18 protein-coding genes, 5 tRNA genes and 6 pseudogenes are annotated in these 25,609 nt (G+C 56.3%); 15 read left to right on the top strand and 14 right to left on the bottom strand.

The window, feature by feature from the left end; all coding sequences use genetic code 11:
- Positions 1–110: 110 nt before the first annotated feature.
- From Q7W83_RS16820 to pdxR, 9 genes and pseudogenes are all read right to left on the bottom strand, one after another.
- Positions 111–587 (bottom strand): annotated as a pseudogene (locus Q7W83_RS16820) (methyl-accepting chemotaxis protein); the annotation flags it as partial.
- A gap of 111 nt (positions 588–698) precedes the next feature.
- Positions 699–1,376 (bottom strand): annotated as a pseudogene (locus Q7W83_RS16815) (PAS domain-containing protein); the annotation flags it as partial.
- A 308-nt stretch (positions 1,377–1,684) separates the two neighbouring features.
- Positions 1,685–1,957: a hypothetical protein gene (locus Q7W83_RS16810; protein ID WP_150632491.1), complete on the bottom strand. Its 273-nt coding sequence runs from the start codon at positions 1,955–1,957 to the stop codon at positions 1,685–1,687.
- Between the two features lie 59 nt (positions 1,958–2,016).
- Complete coding sequence (locus Q7W83_RS16805; protein ID WP_412071025.1) at positions 2,017–2,805, bottom strand: methyl-accepting chemotaxis protein; 789 nt, start codon at positions 2,803–2,805, stop codon at positions 2,017–2,019.
- A gap of 111 nt (positions 2,806–2,916) precedes the next feature.
- A pseudogene (locus tag Q7W83_RS16800) lies at positions 2,917–3,939 on the bottom strand (PDC sensor domain-containing protein); the annotation flags it as partial.
- Between the two features lie 402 nt (positions 3,940–4,341).
- Positions 4,342–5,502, bottom strand: a complete 1,161-nt coding sequence (locus Q7W83_RS16795; RefSeq protein WP_473656369.1) for an HD-GYP domain-containing protein — start codon at positions 5,500–5,502, stop codon at positions 4,342–4,344.
- A gap of 77 nt (positions 5,503–5,579) precedes the next feature.
- A complete protein-coding gene (locus Q7W83_RS16790) occupies positions 5,580–6,512 on the bottom strand; it encodes a chemotaxis protein CheV (protein WP_150654252.1) in 933 nt (310 codons plus the stop codon).
- A 529-nt stretch (positions 6,513–7,041) separates the two neighbouring features.
- Positions 7,042–7,411 (bottom strand): annotated as a pseudogene (locus Q7W83_RS16785) (tyrosine-type recombinase/integrase); the annotation flags it as partial.
- A gap of 171 nt (positions 7,412–7,582) precedes the next feature.
- Entirely contained in the window at positions 7,583–9,082 is a 1,500-nt protein-coding gene (gene pdxR, locus Q7W83_RS16780) for a MocR-like pyridoxine biosynthesis transcription factor PdxR (RefSeq protein ID WP_473656368.1), read from the bottom strand.
- A gap of 134 nt (positions 9,083–9,216) precedes the next feature.
- On the opposite strand from pdxR, the pseudogene serC reads away from it, so the two are divergent.
- The 3 genes and pseudogenes from serC to Q7W83_RS16765 form a co-directional block, all read left to right on the top strand.
- Positions 9,217–10,300, top strand: a pseudogene (gene serC, locus Q7W83_RS16775) (3-phosphoserine/phosphohydroxythreonine transaminase).
- 137 nt (positions 10,301–10,437) lie between these two features.
- A complete protein-coding gene (locus tag Q7W83_RS16770; RefSeq protein WP_150637415.1) occupies positions 10,438–11,685 on the top strand; it encodes a benzoate/H(+) symporter BenE family transporter in 1,248 nt (415 codons plus the stop codon).
- A 10-nt stretch (positions 11,686–11,695) separates the two neighbouring features.
- A pseudogene (locus Q7W83_RS16765) lies at positions 11,696–11,953 on the top strand (YggS family pyridoxal phosphate-dependent enzyme); the annotation flags it as partial.
- A 207-nt stretch (positions 11,954–12,160) separates the two neighbouring features.
- Here the strand turns inward: Q7W83_RS16765 and Q7W83_RS16760 are convergent.
- Positions 12,161–12,236, bottom strand: a tRNA-Asn gene (locus tag Q7W83_RS16760).
- 227 nt (positions 12,237–12,463) lie between these two features.
- On the opposite strand from Q7W83_RS16760, the gene Q7W83_RS16755 reads away from it, so the two are divergent.
- Positions 12,464–12,694, top strand: coding sequence for a hypothetical protein (locus Q7W83_RS16755; RefSeq protein WP_008007186.1), 231 nt, complete (start codon positions 12,464–12,466; stop codon positions 12,692–12,694).
- On the opposite strand, the gene Q7W83_RS16750 is transcribed toward Q7W83_RS16755, so the two are convergent.
- Together Q7W83_RS16750 and Q7W83_RS16745 are read right to left on the bottom strand one after the other, a co-directional pair.
- A complete protein-coding gene (locus Q7W83_RS16750; protein WP_150632486.1) occupies positions 12,691–12,900 on the bottom strand; it encodes a hypothetical protein in 210 nt (69 codons plus the stop codon). The genes Q7W83_RS16755 and Q7W83_RS16750 overlap by 4 nt on opposite strands.
- A 236-nt stretch (positions 12,901–13,136) precedes the next feature.
- A complete protein-coding gene (locus Q7W83_RS16745; RefSeq protein ID WP_150632485.1) occupies positions 13,137–14,333 on the bottom strand; it encodes an amino acid aminotransferase in 1,197 nt (398 codons plus the stop codon).
- 338 nt (positions 14,334–14,671) lie between these two features.
- Between Q7W83_RS16745 and uvrB the strand changes: the two genes are divergently transcribed.
- Entirely contained in the window at positions 14,672–16,687 is a 2,016-nt protein-coding gene (uvrB, locus tag Q7W83_RS16740; RefSeq protein WP_150632484.1) for an excinuclease ABC subunit UvrB, read from the top strand.
- 141 nt (positions 16,688–16,828) lie between these two features.
- Here the strand turns inward: uvrB and Q7W83_RS16735 are convergent, their stop codons facing one another.
- Both Q7W83_RS16735 and Q7W83_RS16730 read right to left on the bottom strand, forming a co-directional pair.
- A complete protein-coding gene (locus tag Q7W83_RS16735; protein WP_150632483.1) occupies positions 16,829–18,379 on the bottom strand; it encodes an MDR family MFS transporter in 1,551 nt (516 codons plus the stop codon).
- Positions 18,369–19,418: an HlyD family secretion protein gene (locus tag Q7W83_RS16730; protein ID WP_473656367.1), complete on the bottom strand. Its 1,050-nt coding sequence runs from the start codon at positions 19,416–19,418 to the stop codon at positions 18,369–18,371. The genes Q7W83_RS16735 and Q7W83_RS16730 overlap by 11 nt, the downstream gene beginning before the upstream one ends.
- A gap of 221 nt (positions 19,419–19,639) precedes the next feature.
- On the opposite strand from Q7W83_RS16730, the gene gltX reads away from it, so the two are divergent.
- The 10 genes from gltX to Q7W83_RS16680 all read left to right on the top strand — a co-directional run bounded on the left by gltX (position 19,640) and on the right by Q7W83_RS16680 (position 25,551).
- The gene (gltX, locus tag Q7W83_RS16725; RefSeq protein WP_150632481.1) at positions 19,640–21,121 is read left to right on the top strand and encodes a glutamate--tRNA ligase; all 1,482 of its coding nucleotides are present in this window, start codon (positions 19,640–19,642) and stop codon (positions 21,119–21,121) included.
- A gap of 189 nt (positions 21,122–21,310) precedes the next feature.
- Positions 21,311–21,386 (top strand) — tRNA-Ala (locus tag Q7W83_RS16720).
- Positions 21,387–21,465: 79 nt separating this feature from the next.
- Positions 21,466–21,541: transfer RNA gene (locus Q7W83_RS16715), tRNA-Glu, on the top strand.
- Positions 21,542–21,594: 53 nt separating this feature from the next.
- Positions 21,595–21,670: transfer RNA gene (locus tag Q7W83_RS16710), tRNA-Ala, on the top strand.
- Positions 21,671–21,750: 80 nt separating this feature from the next.
- A tRNA-Glu gene (locus Q7W83_RS16705) sits at positions 21,751–21,826 on the top strand.
- Positions 21,827–22,009: 183 nt separating this feature from the next.
- A complete protein-coding gene (locus Q7W83_RS16700; protein ID WP_008028313.1) occupies positions 22,010–22,549 on the top strand; it encodes a TetR/AcrR family transcriptional regulator in 540 nt (179 codons plus the stop codon).
- Positions 22,550–22,581: 32 nt separating this feature from the next.
- Complete coding sequence (locus Q7W83_RS16695) at positions 22,582–23,415, top strand: alpha/beta fold hydrolase (protein WP_150632480.1); 834 nt, start codon at positions 22,582–22,584, stop codon at positions 23,413–23,415.
- Positions 23,416–23,463: 48 nt separating this feature from the next.
- On the top strand, positions 23,464–23,901 hold the full coding sequence (locus tag Q7W83_RS16690; RefSeq protein ID WP_150632479.1) for an acyl-CoA thioesterase: 438 nt from the start codon (positions 23,464–23,466) through the stop codon (positions 23,899–23,901).
- 123 nt (positions 23,902–24,024) lie between these two features.
- The gene (locus Q7W83_RS16685; RefSeq protein WP_150632478.1) at positions 24,025–24,984 is read left to right on the top strand and encodes a tRNA dihydrouridine synthase; all 960 of its coding nucleotides are present in this window, start codon (positions 24,025–24,027) and stop codon (positions 24,982–24,984) included.
- Between the two features lie 120 nt (positions 24,985–25,104).
- Positions 25,105–25,551 carry an Hsp20 family protein gene (locus Q7W83_RS16680; RefSeq protein WP_150632477.1) on the top strand — a complete coding sequence of 149 codons (447 nt, stop codon included), beginning with the start codon at positions 25,105–25,107 and terminating at the stop codon, positions 25,549–25,551.
- The last annotated feature ends 58 nt before the right edge of the window (positions 25,552–25,609 follow it).

The raw sequence follows: 25,609 nt of genomic DNA, 5'->3' as shown, positions 1-25,609 counted from the left end.
TTTGGAATGGACAAAAAATCCGGAATCTGACCTGATTCAAGCTCTTGATCAGGTCAGTGCAAAAGTTTCTTATGTTGCCGAGCAGATATTAAAAATGCCGTAAAAAACAGTTAACCCACCCAACCGACAGCGGTCTTTGGAATAACATCGGACTCATCAAGGGTAGATGCGAACATGCTTACCGCCTCAACCGCATCGCTGGTGCCGCTACGGATCTGTAAAATGACCGCCCCGGCCTGATCGGCCAGTGATACGCCTCGTTGTGCGCCCTCTTGCGTGGTGTTCATACTGGCAACCGCTTCACGGGTTTCGGCGAGGATCTTACCGATCATTTCGGCGATTTCTGCTGTAGAGCGACTGGTTCGTCCTGCCAGTTGCCGCACCTCATCGGCTACTACAGCGAAACCTCGTCCCTGGTCTCCTGCACGGGCTGCTTCAATGGCTGCATTGAGTGCCAGTAGATTGGTTTGATCGGCAATGCCGCGAATGGTATTGACGATGGCCGTAATTTGCTCAGAACGATCACCTAATTGGCCTACTAATCGTGCGGACGCTCCAATATTTTCGGCAATCTGCCGCATTTCCCGAGCGGTTTCCTGGATGACTTGGGCACCTTGCTCCGCGACTTTTTCAGTTTCCGCTGATATATGGTAAGCCCGAGATGCGCCACGGGAGTCCTCTTCAAACTTTTCAACTCTTTCAGTTATATCGCTGGCGAACTTAACGACTTTGCAGAGTTCGCCGTTGGCATCGAAAACTGGATTGTAGGTAGCCTCTAGCCATACTGCTCTTCCATGCTTGCCAAGGCGTTTGAACTGACCGCTGAAGAATTCACCGGCGTTGAGTCTGCGCCAAAAATCGACGTATTCGGGACTATTCACTAGCGTCGATTCACAGAATAAGCGGTGATGCTTGCCCTTGAGTTCGTTTACGGCGTAGCCCATGACATTGAGAAAATTCTCATTGGCGACAAGAATATTACCGTGTAAATCAAACTCGATCACGGCCATGGCCCGATCCAATGCAGCCAGCTTCGTCCGCATCTCGGCATCTAGTTCCACCTTGGCGGTGACATCAAGAGCATATTTGACCACCTTGATAACTCTACACTGGTCGTCCATAACGGGATTGTAGCTTGCCTCGAGCCAGACGTTCTGGCCGCGGCTGTTAATACGTTGAAAGGTCCCAGAGACAAATTTTCCGGCGCGAAGCTGCGTCCAGAAGTCTTTGTAGTGACTGCTTCGCGTTTGAGTTGGTGTACAAAAGTCCTGGTGTGACTTGCCGAGTAAATCTTCCGCGCGGTATCCCATTGTGGTAAGAAAATTGTCGTTTGCGCGAAGCACGTTACCGTTCAGATCGAACTCAATTACAGCCATGGAGCGCTCAAGAGCCCCTATCAGTCCTTTGTATCCTGCCACTTCAGTCGTCATGACCGACAGCTCGTTCTTTAGTGTTTTATTGAACATGACGTACCTCTAGAAGGCCGGTTTTCGTTGTGTTTAAAATTCTATCGGCATTTGATTGAATAACTGAATAGGAATAAAGAATGTTTAGTCCATATGTTGCATTTTTGTGTCAGTTCTATTCGTCGGTTCGAACGTTGACTTGGTTTCAAGGGCGCACCTCGCGGTGTGCCCCCTCCCTCAAAAATGACAAAGCCTACAGCTCGTCCACTTGACCCGATTTAGAGTCGACGGGCAATATTTTTATGCTCATCTGCTTGACTAGGAATGTCGCATATTTCTACCGTCACTTCAGTAACACCGTTCGCTTCTACCATTTTTTTTATGGCGTGAGAAAGCATGGTGTACCCCTCTGAATTACAATAAAAAAGTCCAAGTCGATCGGCTATATATTTCCAGCTGTCTGCCTCGTGCAAAGTACTAGTAATCACGTAAATGAAATTTATATTTTCGTGATGTAGGAAGCTGATTCTAAAATTATTAAGATCCTGCATGGCTTCACCTTCAAAGGAGTCATGATAATCCCAGAATTCTGCTAAGAACTCCGAAGTTGCTACGCCTTTTTTACTTTGAAACGACTTAGTTCACGTTGCATCAACGATGCGCGGGCAGAAAGATCCTTTGCTGCCACCGCACACTCTTGCGAGTTAGATTGGTTTTGCTGCGTAACTTCATCGATTTGCTCAAGACCGATACTGGCTTGTTGCAAGCCCGAGGCTTGTTCGCTAGAGGCTTGGTAAATGAGAGACACCAGGCTGGATACCGCACTGGTTCCGCTGACGATACTTTTGAGTGATTCTGCGGTTCGGCCCGCGATGATCATGCCGCGCTGTGTCTTGGTGGATGAGTCGGCGATCAGTGCCGCTGTCTGTTGAGCGGCCTCAGCGCTCCGCGCTGCAAGACTGCGAACTTCGTCGGCCACTACCGCAAAACCACGCCCCAGTTCGCCAGCCCTAGCCGCCTCGATCGCTGCGTTGAGGGCTAATAGGTTGGTTTGTGCGGCGATGTTATCGATGGTGGTAATAATCGCTGTAATGTCTTTTCCCGAATTGTCGATTTCCGCCATGGCAGCAATAAGCTCGCTCATCAGCTTGTCGCTTTCGCCTGCGTCAGCTCTTGAAGCTTGTGATTGCTCATCAGCTTTTTTGGCATTGGCAGCATTATCGGAAGTCTGCGCGGCCATCTGAGTCATGACGGCACTAATTTCAGTGACAGATGAGGCGGAGTTCGATGCTCCGTCCGATAGCGATTGACTCAAATCGGTTACCTGCTCCGAACTGCCAGTGATCTGGGTGGCGCTGACCTGCACCTCGGAAATCAGATTGTTGAGGTTGCTGACCATCTTCTGTAGTGACTTGCCGAGTGTATCGTTTGGCGAAGATAGCCGTACCTCCAGATCCAGATCACCCTCAGAAATGCGTTCGGCTACCCTTACTTGGCGTTGCAGGCTTTCTGACATGTCGTTTAGTGCATATGACAGCTGTCCGACTTCATCTTCTGATTGCTGTACTAACCGGCGGGAGAAGTCCCCTAAACTGATGTTTGCTGCCAGCGCTGCTGCCTCACGAATCGGTCCGACGATTTTTGCCGCTGCAAACCATAGGCCTACCAATGCCAACAGTGAAATGACCAGCCCCACTGACACTTGCCAGGTGCTGTTGCTGACGCTGCGCGCCTGCAATTCGTGCTCTAGAGTAATTGCTTGGCTCATGACCACCGCCTTGGGCAGTCGAATCAACACAGCCCAAGGTTTTCCAGTACGCCCAAGCTGAATCGGCATGAGCACTTCAATGTTTTGCGTTTGGGGATTGAGTAGGCTATTGCCGCGTGCGCCCTGTATGTCACTGAGTACTTTGTCCCAAGTTTCGGGCAGCAAATTCTTGATCGGCTGACCGATCAGGTCGATGCGACCACTGTCAGCCACTACCAATCCCTGGTTACTCATAATGGTTACCGAGCCCTTGCCACCATAGAGATCCGCAGACATTTGCTCGCTGAGTTTCTGAATGAAGGAAATATCGAAGTCAGCGCCTACCACTCCGTAAAATTTGCCATTAGCAACGATCGGAACCGACAAAGTTGTCAACCAGACATTTTTCCCTTGCACTACATACGGGATAGGATCGAGCACGCTTTCTTTCAATGTTGAACGCGGGCCGCTGTACCAGCCACCTCTAAGCACCCCATTGGGATGACGATCCGTAGAGTCATACTCCACTAGCGGCTGTACTGCGACATGGCCGTCAGCGCTACGCGTCCAATAAGGGGTGAAGCGTCCGGTTAACGGGTTGCTACCATCTGAGGTGTTACGGAACGCCATATCTTGTCCATCCAACGCCTCGGGCTCCCAGCATGAATAGGTGCCATTGAATTCTGGGTTGTCTTTAAGAACGCTGAGTAATACCGTATTAACCTGTTCCCGACCTAGTGCTAAGGGGCTTTGAGAGGTCTTGCTGGCTGCAAATGCTGTGGCCATGGTGCGAGCTGCATCAAGCGCATTCTGCAGTTTTGTTTGAATGGCATTTGCTCGAGACTCAGCCAGGTTCTGGATCTCACGGATCGTTGATTTTTCAACAAGTGTTGTGACTTCTGTCGAGACATACTGCTCATTTGCTCGAGAGTTAAATACCCCGTAAATGACCAGACTGGTCGAAGAAACAAATAAGCATATACCTGCAGTGACACAAATGCGTGTCTGCAAAGACTTGAATTTCATAATATCCCCCTGCCCACTATATTTTATACCATCGTTAAAGACGGCAGCATTTTATGTTCTTGCACGACGAGGCGACTAAAGGCTAAGTTGTTTGCTGCTTTCGTGGTTTTGTTCGTTAAAATACAGCTCGAACAAGACTAAGCCGGTACAGCTATTTATTTGTTATTTTGTTTGTGCGGGCGAACCGTGCCAAAGTGTTTCTGTGTTTTTAAACCCGTAGTGTTGCGCCAAGACCCGCTCAATGATTTTCTCGCTCTGTGCAGGTTCGCCGATATCAATTAAAGTAGGGGTGATATAGGTATTTGAAGCAGGGGAGTAGAAGATTTTAACTTTTGGAGTTAACAAAGAATTGGGGCTTTGCTCCACGACTACTCCGATATCTCCACTGCTTAGGCGAACAATAGAGCCCACCGGGTATATCCCGACTGATTTGACAAATGCCTGAAAGACCGAACTGTCGAAGTGTCGTTTCCATTCCGACATTTTTTGAATGGCGATTGCCGGACCCCAGGCTTCGTTGTATGGACGATCCGAGGTGACGGCATCGTAGACGTCGCAAATGGCTGCCATACGAGAGAAAAGGCTGATTTGCTCACCAGCCAACCGATCTGGATAGCCGGAACCATCAATCTTTTCGTGATGGTGCAGACACACGTCCACAACCATCTCGCAAACCGGTACCAAGGCTCGCAACATGCGCGCGCCCATTTGAGGGTGCTGGCGAATGACGTCAAACTCTTCCTCTGTCAATTTACCGGGTTTGTTGAGAATGGCCCCGGGAATCGCCATTTTACCTACGTCGTGTAGCAACCCCGCGAGGCCGGCCTGGTGGATTAGTTCTGCAGAAAAATCCAATTGGTGAGCAACAGCAATCATCAAGGCACACACCGCTACTGAATGCATGTAAGTGTATTCATCCGCACCTTTGAGTCGAACCAAACTAATAAAAGCGCTGGGGTGGCGAGCAATCGAACCGCGTATGTTATCGACCAGCTCATCTGCCTGTTCTACAGCGATTGCACGCCCCATCCTCGCTTGATTGAACATTTCAACGACGGCTGATTTTGATTGCATATAGAGTTTTTTTGCAGCTATTAGCTCTTCTTCCAGAGTGACAGAGCTAGACATGGCGTCGACAACAATAGTTTCTTTTGTTTTTTGAGAAGTTGAATTCGCTATTTTAGATATATCTGCCAACTCAGTATCGTTCCTGGTATCTATGAGCTGTGCTTCTTTCCAGTAGGGGCTGTCTGGGCCGGATTGACACCGCTCGCTGTTGAAAAAATCTTTGCAAACGTCGCTGTTCTTGCACGATTTCAACATGTATCTACCTCTCGGTATTTTCTGAGTCCTTTTGTCCCTTAAAACCTCCTTGGCTTTAGTCTTGATCTGTTAAAAACTTACTGGGTGGTCGTTGCCCGAATGCGAGCGACGACTCGCCCGGCTAAATCGTCGGGCCGGAATTTAGCGAGAAAATCACTAGCGCCTACTTTCTTGACCATCGACTGGTTGAAGCTACCGGACAGTGAGGTGTGCAGCACAATGTGCAAATCTGACATTCGTGGGTCGTTACGGATTTCCGCAGTCAACGTGTAGCCGTCCATCTCAGGCATCTCGATGTCCGAGATCATCATAAGAAACTCTTCCTCCGGTTTGCGTCCTTCATCCAGCATTGACCGTAGGTAGTTCAGAGCCTGTCGACCATCATTCAATGCGACGACCTCAACCCCAACGGTTTCCAGGCAACGGGTTACTTGCTTGCGGGCCACCACTGAGTCATCTACCGTGAGCACCCGCAGCTTCCGTGCCAGATGAGTTACGTCGGCACCCACAACCCCCTCTGATATCTCCTCTGAAGTGGGGGATATCTGAGCCAATACTTTTTCGACATCAATGATTTCAACCAACTGATCGCCCAGACGCGTGACAGCTGTTAAATAGTTGTCTTCACCACTTCCTTTAGGAGGCGGATGGATGTCCTCCCAATTTAAATTAACAATATGTTCAACCGCGTAGACCAAAAATCCCTGCGTTCGAGTGTTGTACTCAGTAATTATCACGAAGGCCGATGCCTGATCTTCAACACCTGGCAATCCAGTGGCCATCGCCAGATCGAGTATGGGGATTGAAATACCTCTTATATTCGCCACGCCACAAATATTGGGATTAGACTTTGGTAGTATAGATAAGGAAGGGCAGCGTATAACCTCTCGGACCTTGAAGACGTTAATTCCATACAATTGATTCGTATTAAATCTAAAAAGTAGGAGTTCCAGTCGATTCTGGCCTACTAGCTGTGTGCGACTGTTAATTGACGCCATAACACCAGCCATAACTTCCCTCACTTGCAAAAAGCCAAAAGCATCATTTGATGAGAGCACATGATATTTGCCGAAATGTAGGAAAAATGTGACATATATTTTTACAACTAGATAGTGCTTTTCTGAATTTTCAACCTGATTTATCACTGGCAACGAGTAATATTAATTGCTTAGCTAGCTAATGCGTTGGTATTGAATTTCAATAAACTACTACTTTGGTAGTAGTTTTCGCGTATTAAATGCTACTGGCGGTTTATTTGGTTATATCGAACTACCGTGTGTAGCGTGGAAATCGTTCGGTAGCGATCGTTACAGCACATTCAGTGACGTCTTCTGAAAAACAGGAGGTTTAAGCGACAAAAAACTATTAAATATTTCTTTCTATACGCGTCCGTGATGACCTTTCGGGTTTTCTACTGGGTCGCTCCGAATTTACTAAATACATTGAAAACTCGCTTTGGCCGGTGAGTGAACTCGCGCGGCGGCTGCAGGACTTACTGCGCCAACCTGCTTGCTCCGAACGTAAGCCACATCGATTTTTCTGATTGGCAAATTCGCGTGGGCTGACATGCTTCTGCTGATTAGCCTTAAGGTGCCGGCTCCACCAGTTCATGATCAGCCTGCGATCCTCGATGAATTCGGCATTGTGGATGTAAGCGGCGCGGACGTTGTTGCGTTCCCTGTGGCTCATCAGTCTTTCAATGCCTGTGTCCGTCCACAAACCCGACTCGATCCGTTCGCTGCAGGATATCGAGCGAAACGCCATGGCCGCAGATCTCGGTGTTGGTGTCATACCCCATTTTTCGGAGCGCGCTTGTGGAAAAGGGTATGCCTTACAGCACTGGTCGCGTGTCGGATCTCTCCCAGACGCCATGTTTGAGGTCTAACTCGCTCCAGCGGGCGAAGCGCAGAAACCATGAACAATTACCACGAATGTGAAACGCTGCTCACCCATATGCCTATTCAAGCGTTAATGCGTGGCATTCATCGTAGGCACGTGACAGCGTCTGAAACATATTTGTTCTGGAGCGTTGCGCAGAAAAGGACACGGTGTTCTGCAGCTCGGCCAGCCATTTGTTGTCCTATTTCTTGCTCAGCGCTTTGGCCAGGCGCAGCATGGCTGCTTCGATTTCATAGGCGGTCAAGGACGAATACCCCAATAGCCAACCTTGTTTCTTCTCCTCGCCGGCGTACAGCCGACTGAGGCCGGGCAGTTGCACGCCCGCTCTGGCAGCTTGGCGGATGGTCTTTTCCTCCGACCAGCCATCGTGCAGCAGGCAGGGAATTTGTAGCCCGCCGGGAGGGCGCAAGGCGGTAACGATGCCGTCCAAGTGCTTGCCGATCGCGTCGAGCATGATGGAACGGCGCCCGGCATACAGTTTGCGCATGGCCCGGACATGGGCGTTGTAATGGCCGTCCTCCATAAAGCGCGCCAGGGTCAGTTGCAGGATTTGTGGCGTGTGGCCGTCCATGATGCTGCGCGCGTAGGTGAAGGCTTTGATCAACTCGTGGGGCAGTACTATGTAGCCCATTCGCAACCCAGGGTAGAGGGTCTTGCTGAAGGTGCCGATGTAGAGCGTACGCTGGTACTTGTCCAGGCCCTGTACGCAGGCAGTCGGCTGCCCGTCGTAGTGAAACTCGCTGTCGTAGTCATCTTCGATGACCCACTTGCCCCTCTCCGCTGCCCAGTTGATCAGCTCAAGACGACGCTCCAGCGGCAAGGTCGCGCCGGTGGGGTATTGATGAGACGGCGTGATATAGACGCAATTGGCGCCGCTACGGTCGGCGTACAGCAGGTCCGTGCGTATGCCCAGGGCATCGACGTCAATGGGCACGACCTTGGTCTCGGCGGTTTCAAAGGCCTTCTTGGCGCCATAGTAACCCGGGTTTTCCAGCAGGATTGGTTTGCCGACATCCACCAACAACTGCGCACACAGAAAAAGGGCCTGGCGAGTGCTGCTCAACACCATGATCTGGTCGGGGGAGCATTTGGCACCGCGTTCGAGGTTCAAGTAGGTGGCAATCGCCTTGCGCAGAGGCTCGGCGCCTTGCGGGTCTCCGTGCAGCAGGACATTGCCCCGGTAGTCCTTCATGACTTGGCGTTGCAGGCGTTCCCAGACATCGGTGGGGAAGGTGCGGGTTTCCGGCAGACCTGTGGCAAAGGCCTTGATTACCTGTTGATCGGTAACTCCACCACTGTCGAAAATCATCCGACCGCGCCGGCTCAAGCCCGGTCCTGGCGCCGCCTCGCTGTGTTTGGTGTCTAGCAATTTCATGCGCCGGCGCGCAGCCCCGCGCAATTCGGTGCCAACCGACTCGGATACATAGCTGCCCGAGCCCTCGCGCCGCACGATGAAGCCATCACGGTGCAATTGCACGTAGGCGTTCTCGACCGTGTCGCGGGCAACGCCGAGCGTCTTGGCCAGGACCCGGGTTGCCGGCAGCTTCAGGCCAGAGTCAAGGGCACCGTCGAGGATCAGTGCACGCAGGGCACGCTGAATCCGCTGGTGCAGATCCAGCAGCTGAAACTCGGCGTCGTTGAGTCGCATCTTCAGCGTTTCGAGCTCGAAGGTTTTCGCCATGCGGTCTGCCCTATGTGAATAAATTGGCCTGCAAAGGCAGGCCAGTCTATCCGTAGGCTCTGTCCATCGCTATTGCCTTTGTGCTCGGCGATCTATCGCTTGGTGGGCAACTTTGAGCAGGGCTGGATTAAGGTATGGCAAGGTCACACAACTTCAGCGCAAGGCCAACCGCGCTGCCGCTTGAAGTGCTTCGGCAAGCGCACGAAGAGTTTTTCGACTTCGCTGGTACCGGCATGTCGGTGATGGAAATCAGCCATCGCTCAGAGGTGTTCATGGAACTTGCCTATCAGGCCGAACAAGACCTGCGGGCGATTCTGCAGGTGCCCAGCCAGTACAAAGTGCTGTTCGTGCAAGGCGGCGCCTCGCTGTAGTTTGCCCAAGTGCCGATGAATCTGTTGGGCGATAAAAGGGACTGCGGACTATCTGCATACCGGGCTCTGGTCGGGCAAGGCCATCCAGGCTGCTCAGCGCTACTGCGACGTTCGTATCGCTGCCAGCAGCAAGGCTTCTGGCTTTGATCGCATCCCCGCCGTGACGAACTGGAACCTCAACCCGAACGCAGCCTATCTGCACTACACGGAGAACGAAACGGTGCACGGCGTGCAATTCGCCGGCGCGCCATGCGTGTCGGTTCCTCTGGTCTGCGACGCCTGTTCAAGCCTGCTCTCCAAACCCATTGATGTTGCCAAACACGGCCTTATCTATGCCGCCGCGCAAAAGAACATGGGGCCGGCGGGCCTTACCATCGTGATCATTGACGCCGCGCTACTCGATGCCGCACTGGAGGTCACCCCCGACATTCTCAATTACGCGCACATCGCCAACGCGGAATCGATGCTCAATACGCCGGCAACCTTCCTCTGGTGCCTCACCGGTTTGACATTCAAGTGGATTCAACGCTGCGGTGGTATCGAGAAGATCCACCAGACCAACCAGGCCAAGGCCGAGCTGCTGTATCGCACGATTGACGACAGCGACGGGTTCTATCGCAACAGTGTGCAAGCGTCGTTTCGCTCGATCAACAACGTGCCGTTCGTGCTCGCCGATACCGCGGTTGAAAAGGACTTCTTGTGCCTGGTCGATCAGTCCGGATTCAGAGGCCTCAGGGGCCATGCCTCGGTTGGTGGCGTCAGGGCCTGCATCTACAGCGCGGTCACGCTGCCGGCGGTCGAGGCATTGACCGATTTCATACAGGACTTCGCCCGCGTGCATGGCTAGGCATGGACCGCCGCAGGCCCGACAAGTGGTCTGGTTTCATGCGCAAAAGTGTACGGGCAAAACAGGCCATTTCAGCGTTATAAATCACTTTCCAGTCGAGGCCAAGTACCTCGCTTTGCAAGGAGCAAAGTAAAGCCATGTCTTCTTCAACATCCAAGTCATCTATTCGCCTCGGCGATCTCATTCATCCGATTGTCGCCGGTCTGATCTCGGTCATTGTCAACTATGGCGGCACCTTCATTCTGGTCTTCCAGGCAGCCAAGGTAGCTGGGCTGAGTCCTGAGTTGACAGCTTCGTGGGTGTGGTCCGTGTCGATTGGCGTGGGCTTTACCGGGCTGTTCCTCAGCTGGGTTTCTCGCGAGCCGATCATCACCGCCTGGTCGACACCCGCGGCGGCATTCCTGGTCGTCGCCCTGGCCACCACGCCCTATGCCGAGGCGGTGGGCGCGTACATGATCTCGGCCGCTGCCTTCGTGCTGCTGGGCTTGTCCGGCTACTTCGAAAAAGTCATCCGACTGATCCCGCCGGGTGTGGCCGCAGGGCTGCTGGCCGGTATCCTGCTGCAGTTTGGCATCGGTGCTTTTGGCGGCATGAGCATTGACCCGATGCTGGTCGGGTTGCTGATTGTCGCCTACATCCTGCTCAAACGTTTTACCGCACGCTACGCGGTGGTGGGCATTCTGGCATTGGGGCTGGCCTTCCTGCTGATTCAGGGGCGTGTCGATTTGTCGGGGCTGGGGCTGCAACTCGCGGCACCAGTATTCACCCTGCCTGAGTTCTCGCTCAATGCTTTGCTCAGTGTCGCGCTGCCGTTGTTTCTGATCACCCTGACCGGTCAGTACATGCCTGGCATGCTGGTACTGCGTAACGATGGGTTCAGCACCAGTGCCAATCCGATCGTGACCCTCACCGGGTTGGGCTCCTTGCTCATGGCGCCCTTTGGTTCCCACGCGTTCAACATTGCGGCGATTACAGCAGCCATCTGCACCGGCAAGGAGGCCCATGAAGAACCCTCCAGGCGCTGGATCGCCGGCATTGCTGCGGGCGTCTTCTACATCCTCGTAGGGGTCTTCGGCGTGACCCTCGCTGCGGTGTTCATGGCCTTCCCGGCAACCTTCATCACTACTCTGGCCGGGCTCGCCCTGCTGGGCACCATCGGCGGCAGCCTGGCCAGTGCCATGGTCGACGCCAAATCCCGCGAAGCCTCGCTGATTACCTTCCTGGCTGCTGCCGCCAACATCACTTTGTTCGGGATCGGTGGGGCGTTCTGGGGGCTGTTGATTGGTCTGGTGGCGTACGCCGTGCTCAACGGCCGTTTGCCGCGTCGCGAGCCGGTCTTCAATCCTGCTGCCGAGCCTGTCACCCGTAAAGGAGCTGCCAACTGATGCAGCCCGTATTGAAGAGGTCACCGAAGTCGACACCCTGACCCTGCACGAGTGCCACGGCCGCTACCCGCAGGCCAACAGCGTTGAGGACTTTCGGCGCAATCTGGCTGCAGTGCAGCGGCGCATCGCCAGCGCCTGCCAGCGTGTCGGTCGTGATCCGGCGAGCGTGCGTCTGCTGCCGGTGAGCAAAACCTTTGACGAAGCACACCTGCGCCTGGCCTACGTCGCAGGCTGCCGGCTACTGCGCGAGCGCCTGCGCCAAGACGCACCGGCCGGTGTCGGGCTGGAGGAACTGTCCATGGGCATGTCCGCGACATAAGGGTACTCCCTTCTATCGAACAGACCTTTATTCCAAGCTCTACCCTTAAAACGCCGCGCACCCACCGGAATCCGACGGAACGCCAAAACGAAAAAACCCGCCATAAGGCGGGTTTTTGGTGTTCCGAGATTTTGAAAGCCTTCTCCGAACCTTGTCTGGCTCCACGACCTGGACTCGAACCAGGGACCCAGTGATTAACAGTCACTTGCTCTACCAACTGAGCTATCGCGGAATGGCGTGTATGTTACTGATTCAAAAAGAGAAGTCAAGCACCTGTTGGCAGCTTGAGCGATTCGTCGGGACGGACGGCGGTTTATCGGCGATTGGCGGTTACCAGAATCGCATCAGAGGTCTACCATGGCCGCCCGGAAGTGGTTACACGCGCTGCCGGCCATTCGCCGAAAAGGTACGCGCCATGAATCACCCAGCCCTCACGCTTCGCAATAATGAGGTGTCCGCATGAGCATCGCTCAGATCAGCCTGCCCAAAGGGGTCGGTCCGCACGCCGAAAAACTGTTCGACGCAATCACTCAGGCCAGCACCGCTGACGAATTGAATCGCGCTGGCGGCAAGGCCGAAGGTTTTGTTTTGGGCCTGGAAAGCACCAAGGCCATCAAAAGCCAGGTCGCCGAATCGCTGTACGTCGCCTATGACGATGCGGCCAGCCAGCGCGCGACCGAACTGGCTTAACCGCCGAACGTCACGGTGGCAAGCATCAGTTTGGCGTAAAGCAGCGTCGCGCCCAGTTGCACCAGCCACAAGGCCAGGCCGCCGAGAAACACACCCGCAGCCACTTGCAGCACCAGGTTATTGCTGCGTTTGGCCGGGACGCGGGGGATGAAGTCATTCAGGTCATTCAGGTCATCGCGCTCAGCGCGCAGGTCATCGTTTTTCATGTGGGTTCTCGTCAGAATTCCGAAATGTACATAGAACCTGTGGGAGCGGGCTTGCCCGCGACAGGGCTCTCACATTCAACCCTGTTGTTGGTTGATCGACCGCCATCGCGGGCAAGCCCGGCTCCCACAGTAATATGACGTGCAGTCTAGAGCGCTCGACCATGAGGTTGAGAATTATCTGCGCCAAATAAAAACGGGAAGCCCAAGGGCTTCCCGTTTGTTTAGCGCTTGATGACTCAGATCACCGCAACAATGGCCTTGGTCACGACATCGATGTTGCTCTGGTTCAACGCGGCGACGCAGATGCGGCCGGTGTCCAGGGCGTAGATGCCGAACTCGTTGCGCAGGCGGGTGACTTGCTCAACCGTCAGGCCAGAGTAGGAGAACATGCCACGCTGACGGCCCACGAAGCTGAAGTCGCGCTGCGGAGCCTGTTTCGCCAGCAGATCAACCATCTGGGTGCGCATGCCGCGAATCCGCAAGCGCATTTCGGCCAGTTCTTCTTCCCACTGAGCGCGCAGTTCCGGGCTGTTCAACACAGCGGCGACGATGCTTGCACCGTGGGTCGGCGGGTTGGAGTAGTTGGTGCGGATCACGCGTTTGACTTGCGACAGCACGCGCGCGCTTTCTTCTTTCGATTCACTGACGATCGACAGGGCGCCAACGCGCTCGCCGTACAGCGAGAAGGATTTGGAGAACGAGCTGGAGACGAAGAAAGTCAGGCTCGATTCAGCGAACAGACGCACGGCGGCGGCGTCTTCGTCGATGCCGTCGCCAAAGCCCTGATAGGCCATGTCGAGGAACGGTACGTGACCCTTGGCCTTCACGACTTCCAGAACGTTTTTCCAGTCCGCCGGGCTCAGGTCCACGCCGGTCGGGTTGTGGCAGCAGGCGTGCAGCACAACGATCGAGCCGTTCGGCAGGGCGTTCAGGTCTTCCAGCAGGCCGGCACGGTTCACATCGTGGGTCGCGGCGTCGTAGTAACGATAGTTCTGCACCGGGAAACCGGCGGTTTCGAACAGCGCGCGGTGGTTTTCCCAGCTCGGGTCGCTGATCGCCACGACGGCGTTCGGCAGCAGTTGCTTGAGGAAGTCGGCACCGATTTTCAGCGCACCAGTACCGCCAACGGCCTGGGTGGTAATGACGCGGCCAGCGGCGATCAGTGGCGAGTCATTGCCAAACAGCAGTTTTTGCACGGCCTGGTCGTAAGCCGCGATGCCATCGATTGGCAAGTAGCCACGGGAAGCGTGTTGAGCGACGCGAATCGTCTCGGCTTCGACAACGGCGCGCAGGAGTGGAATTCGCCCCTCCTCGTTGCAGTAAACACCGACCCCCAGGTTGACCTTGTTGGTACGGGTATCGGCGTTGAATGCTTCGTTGAGGCCCAGGATTGGATCGCGTGGTGCCATTTCGACAGCGGAGAACAGGCTCATTTTTGCGGCGGCTCTGAATGGAGTGTGGAGGGACGTGTCGCGCTCCAGCCGAATGCACTAGAGCGGTGCACAAACGGGGAGCTAGTATAGAGGCCATCGGCGAAGGATGGCGACAGTCGATTCGGCTTTTACCGTAAGTTTTTCCGATTATTTTCCGACCGTTAGTCGATTGATCCCGTCAAAGACGTCGAGGAATGTAGGACGTTTGCCTTGAAAGCGAAGGCAATCGACTCCACATTGAGCACAATCCAGTTTTTTCCTCGGGCGACGTCGGTCGTTTGCGGTCTTTCTCGTTCCTGTCCGGTTTGACCGCGCACGGGTGAACCCAGAGGTATTTCATGTCTGAATTCCAGCTAGTCACCCGCTTCGAGCCCGCCGGCGACCAGCCGGAAGCCATTCGCCTGATGGTCGAGGGCATCGAAGCCGGTTTGGCTCACCAGACGTTGCTCGGTGTGACCGGTTCGGGCAAGACATTCAGCATCGCCAACGTCATCGCCCAGGTGCAGCGCCCGACGCTGGTGCTGGCGCCGAACAAGACCCTGGCTGCGCAGTTGTACGGCGAGTTCAAGGCGTTCTTCCCGAACAATGCTGTTGAATACTTCGTTTCCTACTACGACTACTACCAGCCTGAAGCCTACGTGCCGTCGTCGGACACCTTCATCGAGAAAGACGCTTCGATCAACGATCACATCGAACAGATGCGACTCTCGGCGACCAAAGCCTTGCTGGAGCGCAAGGACGCGATCATCGTCACCACGGTGTCGTGCATCTACGGTCTGGGCAGCCCGGAAACCTATTTGAAAATGGTGTTGCACGTGGATCGTGGCGACAAGCTCGATCAGCGTGCCTTGCTGCGTCGCCTGGCAGACCTGCAATACACCCGCAACGACATGGATTTCGCCCGGGCGACGTTCCGCGTGCGTGGTGATGTGATCGACATTCACCCGGCAGAATCCGATTTCGAAGCGATCCGCATCGAGCTGTTCGATGACGAAGTCGAGAGCCTGTCGGCCTTCGATCCGCTGACCGGCGAGGTGATCCGCAAGCTTCCGCGTTTCACGTTCTACCCGAAAAGCCACTACGTGACGCCGCGAGAAACCCTGCTCGGCGCCATCGAAGGGATCAAGGTCGAGTTGCAGGAACGGCTGGAGTATCTGCGCTCCAACAACAAACTGGTGGAAGCGCAACGCCTTGAACAACGCACGCGCTTTGACCTGGAGATGATCCTCGAACTGGGCTACTGCAACGGCATCGAAAACTACTCGCGCTACCTCTCGGGCCGTGCATCCGGTGAGGCGCCGCCGACCTTGTTCGATTACTTGCCGGCCGATGCCTTGCTGGTGATCGACGAATCCCACGTCAGCGTGCCGCAGGTCGGTGCCATGTATAAGGGCGACCGCTCACGTAAGGAAACGCTGGTGGAATACGGCTTCCGGCTGCCCTCGGCGCTGGACAACCGGCCAATGCGCTTCGACGAGTTCGAAGGCATCAGCCCGCAGACGATTTTTGTCTCGGCCACGCCGGGCAACTACGAAGCGGAACATGCGGGCCGGGTGGTCGAGCAACTGGTACGCCCGACCGGTCTGGTGGACCCGCAAATCGAAATCCGTCCGGCGCTGACCCAGGTCGACGACCTGCTCTCGGAAATCACCAAGCGTGTCGCCCTCGAAGAGCGGGTATTGGTCACGACGCTGACCAAGCGCATGTCCGAAGACTTGACCGATTACCTGGCCGACCACGGCGTGCGCGTGCGTTATCTGCACTCGGACATCGACACCGTGGAACGCGTGGAAATCATCCGCGATTTGCGCCTCGGCACGTTTGATGTGTTGGTGGGCATCAACCTGCTGCGGGAAGGCCTGGACATGCCCGAAGTATCGCTGGTGGCGATTCTTGACGCGGACAAGGAAGGCTTCCTGCGTTCCGAGCGCTCGCTGATCCAGACCATCGGTCGCGCGGCGCGTAACCTCAACGGTCGGGCGATTCTGTACGCGGATCGCATCACCGGTTCCATGGAGCGGGCCATCGGTGAAACCGAGCGTCGGCGCGACAAGCAGATCGCCTTCAACCTGGCCAACGGCATTACGCCGAAGGGAGTGTTCAAGGACGTTGCCGACATCATGGAAGGCGCCACCGTGCCGGGCTCGCGCAGCAAGAAGCGCAAAGGCATGGCCAAGGCTGCCGAGGAAAGCGCCAAGTACGAAGCGGAATTGCGTTCGCCGGGAGAGGTCGCCAAGCGCATCAAGGCCTTGGAAGAGAAGATGTACGCCTTGGCTCGCGACCTGGAATTCGAAGCGGCGGCGCAGATGCGTGATGAGATTACCAAGCTGCGGGATCGGTTGATTGCTGTTTGATTTGCGCTGCTTGTACTGGCCTCATCGCGGGCAAGCCCGCTCCCACAAGGTTTTGTGTCAATCGCAATATCGTGATCGACACATAACCTGTGGGAGCGGGCTTGCCCGCGATGAGGCCGGTCAGGTCGATACAAATATCAACTAGTGCGCCTCGCCAGCCTTCAACCCCGCCGGTAATTGCTTGGTCAGCAACACCGCAATCATGCTGATCCCAAGCGCAATCCCGACAAAATGAAACGCATCGTTGTAAGCCATGATCGACGCCTGCTGATGCGCAATCTCGCTGAGCTTGCCCAGCGCTGCCGTTTCACTGCCAAACCGCTCCGTCAACGACGCCATTCGCTCGGCCACCTGCGGGTTGCTCGGCACGATGGATTCACGCAAATAATCAAAGTAAGTCTTGGTCCGCGCATCCAGCAATGTGGCGAGAAGGGCGATGCCAATGGCGCCGCCAAGGTTGCGCAGAATGTTGAACAGGCTCGACGCCGAGCCCGCGTCCTGCGGCAGGATATACGCGGTGGCGATCAGCGAGATGGTCACCATGATCAACGGCTGGCCGAGTGCGCGGATGATCTGGATCTGATTGAACTGCGGTCCGGCAAAGTCCGGGTTCAGCACCCCCGAAGAAAAACTCGCCAGGCCAAACAACCCGAAGCCCAGGGTGCACAGCCATTTCGGCGAGACGTATTTCATCAGCTTCGGCACCAGCGGAATCAGGAACAGCTGCGGCACGCCCATCCACATGATCACTTCGCCGATCTGCAGCGCGTTGTAGTTCTGGATCTGCGCCAGGTACAGCGGCAATAGAAAGATCGAACCGTACAACCCGACGCCCATTCCCAGGCTGGAAATACTTGATAAGCCGAAGTTGCGATTGCCCAGAATCCCGAGGTTGATCAGCGGATTGGGTTTGGAAAACTGCACGATCACAAAGGTGATCAGGCTGATCAGCGCGATGCTGCCCAGGGTCACGATCAGGTTTGATTCCAGCCAGTCTTTGCGATGGCCTTCCTCCAGGAAAACCTGCAAACAGCCAAGGCCGATGCCGAGGGTGAGAATCCCGGTGTAGTCGGTGCTTTTGAGCAGTTCCCAGTGCGCTTCTTTTTTCTCCAGGCCATACATCAGACCGGCGATCATGATCAGGCCCGGCGGGATGTTGATGTAGAAAATGTATTCCCAGCCCCAGTTTTCCGTCAGCCAGCCACCGAGCGTCGGGCCGATGGAGGGCGCGAACGTTGCGGTCATGGCGAACATGGCCATGCCTTTGGCGCGGTGGTGTTCGGGAAGTTTGATCAGCGTCAGGGTAAACGCCAGCGGGATCAGCGCGCCGCCGGTGAAGCCTTGCAGTGCGCGGAAAATGATCATGCTTTCCAGGCTCCACGCCATCGAGCAGAGCAGGGACGCGGCAAGAAATCCAAGGGACACCCACACCGCCAGTCGACGCGCCGAGAGTAGCTGCACCAGCCACGCGGTCAGCGGAATCATGATGATTTCCGCGACCAGATACGATGTGGATATCCACGAGCCTTCTTCCAGCGTCGCCGACAGCGCGCCCTGAATATCCTTGAGTGACGAGTTGGTGATCTGGATGTCGAGCACCGCCATGAAGGCGCCGAGCATCACGCTCATGACCGCGATCCAGTCCCGCCGGGTCGGTTCGCCGACCGGGCGGATCAGTTGATCACCGGCCATCGTCAGGGGTGTCTTTGATGTTCACTTTGGCGGTGACCGACATGCCCGGACGAATCTTGCCGTGCAGCGGGTTGTCCGCAGCGAAGGTCAGTTTTACCGGAATCCGTTGTACGACTTTGGTGAAATTGCCCGTGGCATTGTCCGGAGGCAGAAGGCTGAATTGCGCGCCCGAGGCGGCGAACAGGCTGTCGACCCGTGCGTCGATCGGCGTATCGCTGTAGGCGTCGAACGTCAGTTCCGCTTTCTGTCCGGGCTGCATGTGGCCGATCTGGGTTTCCTTGAAGTTGGCCTGAATCCAGATGTCTTGATCCGGGACAATCGACAGCAAATAAGCGCCGGCCTGCACGTATTGGCCTTCGCGGGCGGCACGCTGGCCGATCAGGCCGCTGATGGGGGCGTGGATTTCGCTGCGGGTCAGGTTCAACTCGGCCTGGGCCAGATCGGTTTTGGCGTTGGCGATCATCGCGTCGAGGCGCTTGATCTCTGCGCTGAGGGAGTTGATTTGCTGGCGCTGACTCTGTGCGTCGGCCTGGGCCTTGGTCACCTGCGAGCGGGCAATGTGGTTATCGGCGGAAAGGGTGGTCACTCGTTCTTCCGACACATAGCCGGGTTTACGCAGGGTTTGCGCGCGGGACAGGTCAATCTGCGAGCGACCGAGGCTGGCCTGGCTGGACGCGACTTGCGCTACGCTTGCGGCAATCAGGCTGGCTTGCTGCGTCAGTTTGCTCTGGGCTTGCAGGCGTTCGGCCTGACGGGTGGCGAGCGTGGCGTTGGCGCGGTCGACGGCGAGGTGGAAATCGTCGCCTTCGAGCCTGATCAGCAACTGGCCTTTCTCGACGTGCTGGTTGTCCTGCACCAGCACCTGATCGATGCGCGCGCCCAACTGGCTCGACACACGGGTGATCTCGCCCTGGACATAGGCGTTGTCGGTGCTTTCATAAAACCGTCCCTTGAAGAACCACTGGGCAAAAAAGCCCCCGGCAATCAGCAGGACGATCAGCAGGAAAATAAACAGGCGACGCTTGAGTTGGGCAGGCATGGGGCAAACTGTAGTCGAGAAATTGTAAGGAAAGGTATCAGCAGGCGAATTTGGCATACAGTCGATAGTGGGTAAATGCCATCGGTTGAATAATCGATCATTCATTGCGGCCAAGGCCCGTTGTAGACGCAAACTTGGCTTAAATGCCCTGCTCACTGGAGCCGGGCGGGCAACGCCTGTTACCATTCGCCCTTTGTTTCATCTTCATTTCGAGACTTGCCATGACCACCGTCCGCACGCGCATCGCGCCATCGCCTACCGGGGACCCCCACGTAGGTACCGCTTACATCGCTTTGTTCAACTACTGCTTTGCCAAGCAGCATGGCGGTGAGTTCATCCTGCGGATTGAAGACACCGACCAGTTGCGTTCGACTCGCGAGTCCGAACAGCAGATTTTCGACGCCCTGCGCTGGTTGGGTATCGACTGGAGCGAAGGCCCGGACGTCGGCGGCCCGCACGGTCCATACCGTCAAAGCGAGCGCGGCGAGATCTATCAGAAGTACTGCCAGCAACTGGTCGAGATGGGCCATGCCTTCCCGTGTTTCTGCACCGCTGAAGAGCTGGACCAGATGCGCGCCGAGCAAATGGCCCGCGGCGAAACTCCGCGTTACGACGGCCGTGCGCTGCTGCTGTCGAAAGAAGAAGTCGCGCGCCGCCTGGCCGCCGGCGAGCCGCACGTGATCCGCATGAAGGTGCCGAGCGAAGGCGTGTGCGTGGTGCCGGACATGCTGCGTGGCGATGTCGAGATTCCGTGGGATCGCATGGACATGCAGGTCCTGATGAAGACCGACGGTCTGCCGACGTACTTCCTCGCCAACGTGGTCGATGACCACCTGATGGGCATCACCCACGTGCTGCGTGGCGAAGAATGGCTGCCTTCGGCACCGAAACTGATTCTTCTGTACGAATACTTCGGCTGGGAACAACCGGAGCTGTGCTACATGCCGCTGCTGCGTAACCCGGACAAGAGCAAGCTGTCCAAGCGCAAGAACCCGACCTCGGTGACGTTCTACGAGCGCATGGGCTTCATGCCGGAAGCGATGCTCAACTACCTGGGACGCATGGGCTGGTCGATGCCGGACGAGCGCGAGAAGTTCTCGCTGCAGGAAATGGTCGACAACTTCGACCTGAGCCGCGTCTCCCTCGGCGGGCCGATTTTCGACATCGAGAAGCTGTCGTGGCTCAACGGCCAATGGCTGCGCGATTTGCCGGTGGAAGAATTCGCCTCGCGCCTGCAAACCTGGGCGCTCAACCCTGAATACATGATGAAGATCGCGCCGCACGTGCAGGGCCGCGTTGAAACCTTCAGCCAGGTCGCACCGCTGGCCGGTTTCTTCTTCGCCGGGGGCGTGAACCCGGATGCCAAGCTGTTTGAGTCGAAGAAGCTGTCGGGCGATCAGGTCCGTCAGTTGATGCAGTTGATTCTGTGGAAACTGGAAAGCCTGCGTCAGTGGGAGAAGGACAGCATCACCGCGACCATTCAAGCGGTGGTCGAATCCCTGGAATTGAAACTGCGTGATGCCATGCCGCTGATGTTCGCCGCGATCACTGGCCAGGCGAGTTCGGTGTCGGTGCTCGACGCGATGGAAATCCTCGGCCCGGACCTCACGCGTTTCCGTCTGCGCCAGGCCATCGACTTGCTCGGTGGTGTGTCGAAGAAGGAAAACAAGGAGTGGGAAAAACTCTTGGGCAACATCGCCTGAGGTCGTTTGACCCCGCAGGAGCTGCCGGAGGTTGCGGTCTTTTGATCCTGATCTTCGGCTCTTCCCCCGAATTTACGGGGGGAGGGCGGTAAGTGATTGTTATGTCGGCAAAAAACTTTGGAAATTGTTAAAAATAAATTTGACACGTTTCCGATGCGCCATTAAGATTCGCCCCGTCCTCAGCGATGAGGGGCTATAGCTCAGCTGGGAGAGCGCTTGCATGGCATGCAAGAGGTCGACGGTTCGATCCCGTCTAGCTCCACCAATTTACACTTCAAGGTCTGGCCACACCGGCCTTGAAGCGATCAGCACTCAGCGTTGATCTGATGTATAGAAGGGTTTGCGTCCCCTTCGTCTAGTGGCCTAGGACACCGCCCTTTCACGGCGGTAACAGGGGTTCGAGTCCCCTAGGGGACGCCAGTTTTACAGAAGCGATGTTGCAAGATGTCGCTCCGCCGCGAGGCGAAAAATCCGGGGCTATAGCTCAGCTGGGAGAGCGCTTGCATGGCATGCAAGAGGTCAACGGTTCGATCCCGTTTAGCTCCACCAATTTTACAGTTCAAGGTCTGGCCACACCGGCCTTGAATCGATCAGCCCTCAGCACTGATCAGTTGTATAGAAGGTTTTGCGTCCCCTTCGTCTAGTGGCCTAGGACACCGCCCTTTCACGGCGGTAACAGGGGTTCGAGTCCCCTAGGGGACGCCACGATTACCCGCTCTGCGGGATTTTATAAGGGTCATTCAATTATTGAATGGCCCTTTTGTTTGTCTGGCGTTTGGCCAAATCCCCCATTTCTTTCAAACTGTTCTTCAGACCAGCGGTCACATCCACGACTTGCGGAAAATTATTATGAGAATAATATTCTAGTCGTAATATTCGGAGGCAACGATGAACGATAAAAAAGCTCAAACCCGCGAACGCATCCTCAAGGCCGCCAGCGCAGCGCTGATTCAGCGTGGCCCGGCCGAACCGAGCGTGGGCGAAGTGATGGGTGCAGCCGGCCTGACGGTTGGCGGCTTCTATGCGCACTTCGAAAGCAAGGACGCGATGATGCTGGAAGCGTTCAAGCAACTGCTCGGTCACCGCCGTGGCCTGATTGCCGACATGGACGCCGAATTGACCGGTGAAGAGCGTCGCGCGTTGGTGGCTGCGTTCTACCTGTCACGCAAACACCGGGACTCTTCTGAGTCGGCGTGCCCGATCCCGGCGTCCGTCGGCGAGCTGGGACGTCTGCCGGACGCGTTTCGGGTGGCGTTGAATGAACACGTGGAAATGATGGTCGCGCAGTTGGCGGCCAGCCCGGAAGACACCGACAAAGCCCTGGCCGACATGGCCTTGATGGTCGGTGGACTGGCTCTGGCGCGGGCGTTGGGGCCGGGAGAGTTGTCCGATCGATTGCTGCGTGCCGCCAAGTCGGCGGTGCTATGACCTGAAGGCAAATGGCCTGAGGAGTGAGAGCGATGAGCACGTTAAAGTGGGTTCGTGGCGTTAATGGCACCTTGGGCTGGTTTGCACCGAAACTGGTCGCGAGCAAAATGCGACTGGCGTTCATGACGCCGCGGGATCTGCCGCCGCGTGACTGGGAATTGCCGCTGCTGGCGAAATCCGAACGCATCACGTTACGCTTCGGCTTGTCGGCGTTGCGCTGGGGGCAAGGTCCTGCAGTGTTGCTGATGCACGGTTGGGAAGGCCGACCAACGCAGTTTGCCAGCCTGATCACCGCGCTGGTTGAGGCCGGGTACACCGTCGTTGCTCTGGACGGTCCGGCTCACGGTCGCTCACCGGGTAACGAAGCCAACGTCGTGCTGTTCGCCCGGGCCATGCTTGAGGCCGCCGCCGAGTTGCCGCCGCTGCAGGCTGTCATCGGTCACTCGATGGGCGGTGCCAGCGCGATGCTCGCTGTTCAGTTGGGCCTGCGCACCGAAACCCTGGTGACCATTGGTGCTCCGGCGCGGATTCTCGGGGTTCTGCGCGGTTTCGCCCGCTATGTGCGGCTTCCGCCAAAAGCCCGTTCGGCGTTCATTCGGCAAGTCGAAAAAGACGTCGGCATGCGCGCGGCTGCGTTGGATGTCTCGCGCTATCAGCTCGACATGCCTGGCCTGATCGTTCACGCCGAAGACGACAACTTTGTTTCGGTCAAAGAATCCCAGCTGATCCACGAGTCCTGGTTTGACAGCCGTTTGCTGCGGCTGGAAGAGGGTGGTCATCAACGGGTGCTTGCCGACCCGCGGGTGATTGATGGCGTGTTATCACTGCTGGCCGGTCGCAGCCTGCAATCGCGCCAATCGGCCTGAGCATCCGTTACACTGCCCCGGTCGACATCATCTGACCGGGAGTGGGGCATGGGCTGGGATAGGGCAACGCCATTTATCATTGATCTGGAAGTAGGCGCCGAGGACATCGACGGGTTGGGTCACGCGAATAACGCGGTGTACGTGAGCTGGCTCGAACGCTGCGCCTGGCGCCACTCGCAGCGGCTTGGCCTCGACCTGGTCGAGTATCGGCGACTGGATCGGGCGATGGCGGTGGTCCGGCACGAGATCGATTACCTGGCGGCGGCTTATGAGGGCGACGAGTTGCAATTGGCGACCTGGATCGTCGATTGGGACCAGCGCCTGAAAATGACGCGACACTTCCAGCTCAAACGCCCGAGCGACAACACTACATTGCTGCGGGCGCAAACCACGTTTGTCTGTATTGAGCTTTCCTCGGGCAAGCCCAAGCGCATGCCAGCAGAGTTCATCGAGGGTTATGGTCCGGCGTTGCAAGTCGCGATCTGACTGATCCCTTCGCGGCTTGCCCGCGAAAGCATCCGCACAATCAACACCGTCCGGTCTGACGAAATACCTTCTAACCGCCGAAACCAGTAAACTGCCGCACGTTTTTCGTCGAGTGTGTTTTTCATGCAAATTGCTTTGGCGCCCATGGAGGGGTTGGTCGACAACATCCTGCGGGACGTGCTGACCCGTGTGGGCGGTATCGATTGGTGCGTGACCGAGTTCATCCGGATCAACGACCAACTGCTCACGCCTGCCTACTTCCACAAATTCGGCCCTGAATTGCTGACGGGTGCGCGCACCGCGTCCGGCGTGCCGTTGCGCGTGCAGCTGTTGGGTTCCGACCCGGTGTGCCTGGCGGAAAACGCAGCGCTGGCCTGCGAGTTGGGCTCCGAAGTCATCGACCTGAACTTCGGTTGCCCGGCCAAAACCGTCAACAAGTCACGCGGTGGCGCGGTGTTGCTCAAAGAGCCCGAGCTGCTGAACCAGATCGTCGAGCATGTCCGTCGCGCCGTCCCGGCGCACATTCCGGTCACCGCGAAAATGCGTCTGGGCTTCGACAGCCCTGACGGCTCGCTGGTTTGCGCCACGGCCCTGGCCGAAGGTGGTGCGGAGCACATCGTGGTGCATGCGCGGACCAAGATGGACGGCTACAAACCGCCGGCGCATTGGGAGTGGATCCCTCGCGTGCAGGAAGTGGTCAAGGTGCCGGTATTCGCCAATGGCGATATCTGGAGCGTCGAAGACTGGCGCCGCTGCCGCGAAATCAGCGGCGTGGAAGACATCATGCTTGGTCGCGGGCTGGTGTCTCGTCCGGACCTGGCCCGGCAGATCGCCGCTGCTCGTGCCGGTGAAGAGGTGATCGAGATGACCTGGGCCGAGCTGCTGCCGCTGATCCAGGACTTCTGGCTGCAAGCCAAGGCGCAGATGACACCCCGTCAATCGCCCGGTCGCCTGAAGCAGTGGCTGGCCATGCTGACGCGTAATTATCCCGAAGCGGTTGAGCTCTTTACTGTCCTGCGTCGTGAAACCGAACTGGATCAGGTCTCGCGTTTGCTGGGTTTGCAGGTGCTGGAGGCCGCTTAAAAAAATCTGAAAAAAACTCTTGAAATGCAATCAGCGGTCCCTATCTAAGGATTACGCGATGCCGAATTCGGGTCGCGGAGACAAAAAAACTTGCTGATATGTTTTCAGGAGATTTGAATCATGAGCACTGCATTTTCCATGGCACCACTGTTCCGTTCCTCGGTCGGTTTCGATCGTTTCAACGACCTTTTCGAAACCGCACTGCGCAATGAGCCGGGCAGCACCTATCCACCTTACAACGTTGAAAAACACGGCGACGACCAATACCGCATTGTCGTAGCGGCCGCCGGTTTCCAGGAAGAAGACCTGGATCTGCAAGTGGAAAAAGGTGTACTGACCATCAGTGGCGGCAAGCGTGACGCGAACGAAGACGTCACCTATCTGTACCAAGGCATCGCACAGCGGGCTTTCAAACTGTCCTTCCGACTGGCGGACCATATTGAAATCAAGGCTGCCGGCCTGAGCAACGGTCTGTTGAGCATCGACTTGTTGCGGGTGATTCCGGAAGAGGCGAAAGCCAAACGAATCCCGATCAACGGGACGCAAAAACCTGCTCTGCAGCACTAAGGCAGGGCAATGTAAAAGGGCGCCATTGGCGCCCTTTTTTGTGCTCGCTCCTACCGGC

The sequence above is a fragment of the Pseudomonas sp. 300 genome (assembly GCF_055803035.1).
This window is presented reverse-complemented; position numbering and strand designations above follow the sequence as displayed.

What these genes read in the sequence shown, in the direction of transcription:
- Q7W83_RS16810 (WP_150632491.1), bottom strand. Translation starts at nt 1,957, where the DNA reads ATGCAGGATCTTAATAATTTTAGAATCAGCTTCCTACATCACGAAAAT.
- Q7W83_RS16805 (WP_412071025.1), bottom strand. Translation starts at nt 2,805, where the DNA reads ATGGTCAGCAACCTCAACAATCTGATTTCCGAGGTGCAGGTCAGCGCC.
- gltX (WP_150632481.1), top strand. Translation starts at nt 19,640, where the DNA reads ATGACCACCGTCCGCACGCGCATCGCGCCATCGCCTACCGGGGACCCC.
- Q7W83_RS16745 (WP_150632485.1), bottom strand. Translation starts at nt 14,333, where the DNA reads ATGAGCCTGTTCTCCGCTGTCGAAATGGCACCACGCGATCCAATCCTG.
- Q7W83_RS16730 (WP_473656367.1), bottom strand. Translation starts at nt 19,418, where the DNA reads ATGCCTGCCCAACTCAAGCGTCGCCTGTTTATTTTCCTGCTGATCGTC.
- Q7W83_RS16700 (WP_008028313.1), top strand. Translation starts at nt 22,010, where the DNA reads ATGAACGATAAAAAAGCTCAAACCCGCGAACGCATCCTCAAGGCCGCC.
- Q7W83_RS16770 (WP_150637415.1), top strand. Translation starts at nt 10,438, where the DNA reads ATGTCTTCTTCAACATCCAAGTCATCTATTCGCCTCGGCGATCTCATT.
- pdxR (WP_473656368.1), bottom strand. Translation starts at nt 9,082, where the DNA reads ATGGCGAAAACCTTCGAGCTCGAAACGCTGAAGATGCGACTCAACGAC.
- Q7W83_RS16755 (WP_008007186.1), top strand. Translation starts at nt 12,464, where the DNA reads ATGAGCATCGCTCAGATCAGCCTGCCCAAAGGGGTCGGTCCGCACGCC.
- Q7W83_RS16690 (WP_150632479.1), top strand. Translation starts at nt 23,464, where the DNA reads ATGGGCTGGGATAGGGCAACGCCATTTATCATTGATCTGGAAGTAGGC.
- Q7W83_RS16795 (WP_473656369.1), bottom strand. Translation starts at nt 5,502, where the DNA reads ATGTTGAAATCGTGCAAGAACAGCGACGTTTGCAAAGATTTTTTCAAC.
- Q7W83_RS16695 (WP_150632480.1), top strand. Translation starts at nt 22,582, where the DNA reads ATGAGCACGTTAAAGTGGGTTCGTGGCGTTAATGGCACCTTGGGCTGG.
- Q7W83_RS16735 (WP_150632483.1), bottom strand. Translation starts at nt 18,379, where the DNA reads ATGGCCGGTGATCAACTGATCCGCCCGGTCGGCGAACCGACCCGGCGG.
- Q7W83_RS16750 (WP_150632486.1), bottom strand. Translation starts at nt 12,900, where the DNA reads ATGAAAAACGATGACCTGCGCGCTGAGCGCGATGACCTGAATGACCTG.
- uvrB (WP_150632484.1), top strand. Translation starts at nt 14,672, where the DNA reads ATGTCTGAATTCCAGCTAGTCACCCGCTTCGAGCCCGCCGGCGACCAG.
- Q7W83_RS16790 (WP_150654252.1), bottom strand. Translation starts at nt 6,512, where the DNA reads ATGGCTGGTGTTATGGCGTCAATTAACAGTCGCACACAGCTAGTAGGC.
- Q7W83_RS16685 (WP_150632478.1), top strand. Translation starts at nt 24,025, where the DNA reads ATGCAAATTGCTTTGGCGCCCATGGAGGGGTTGGTCGACAACATCCTG.
- Q7W83_RS16680 (WP_150632477.1), top strand. Translation starts at nt 25,105, where the DNA reads ATGAGCACTGCATTTTCCATGGCACCACTGTTCCGTTCCTCGGTCGGT.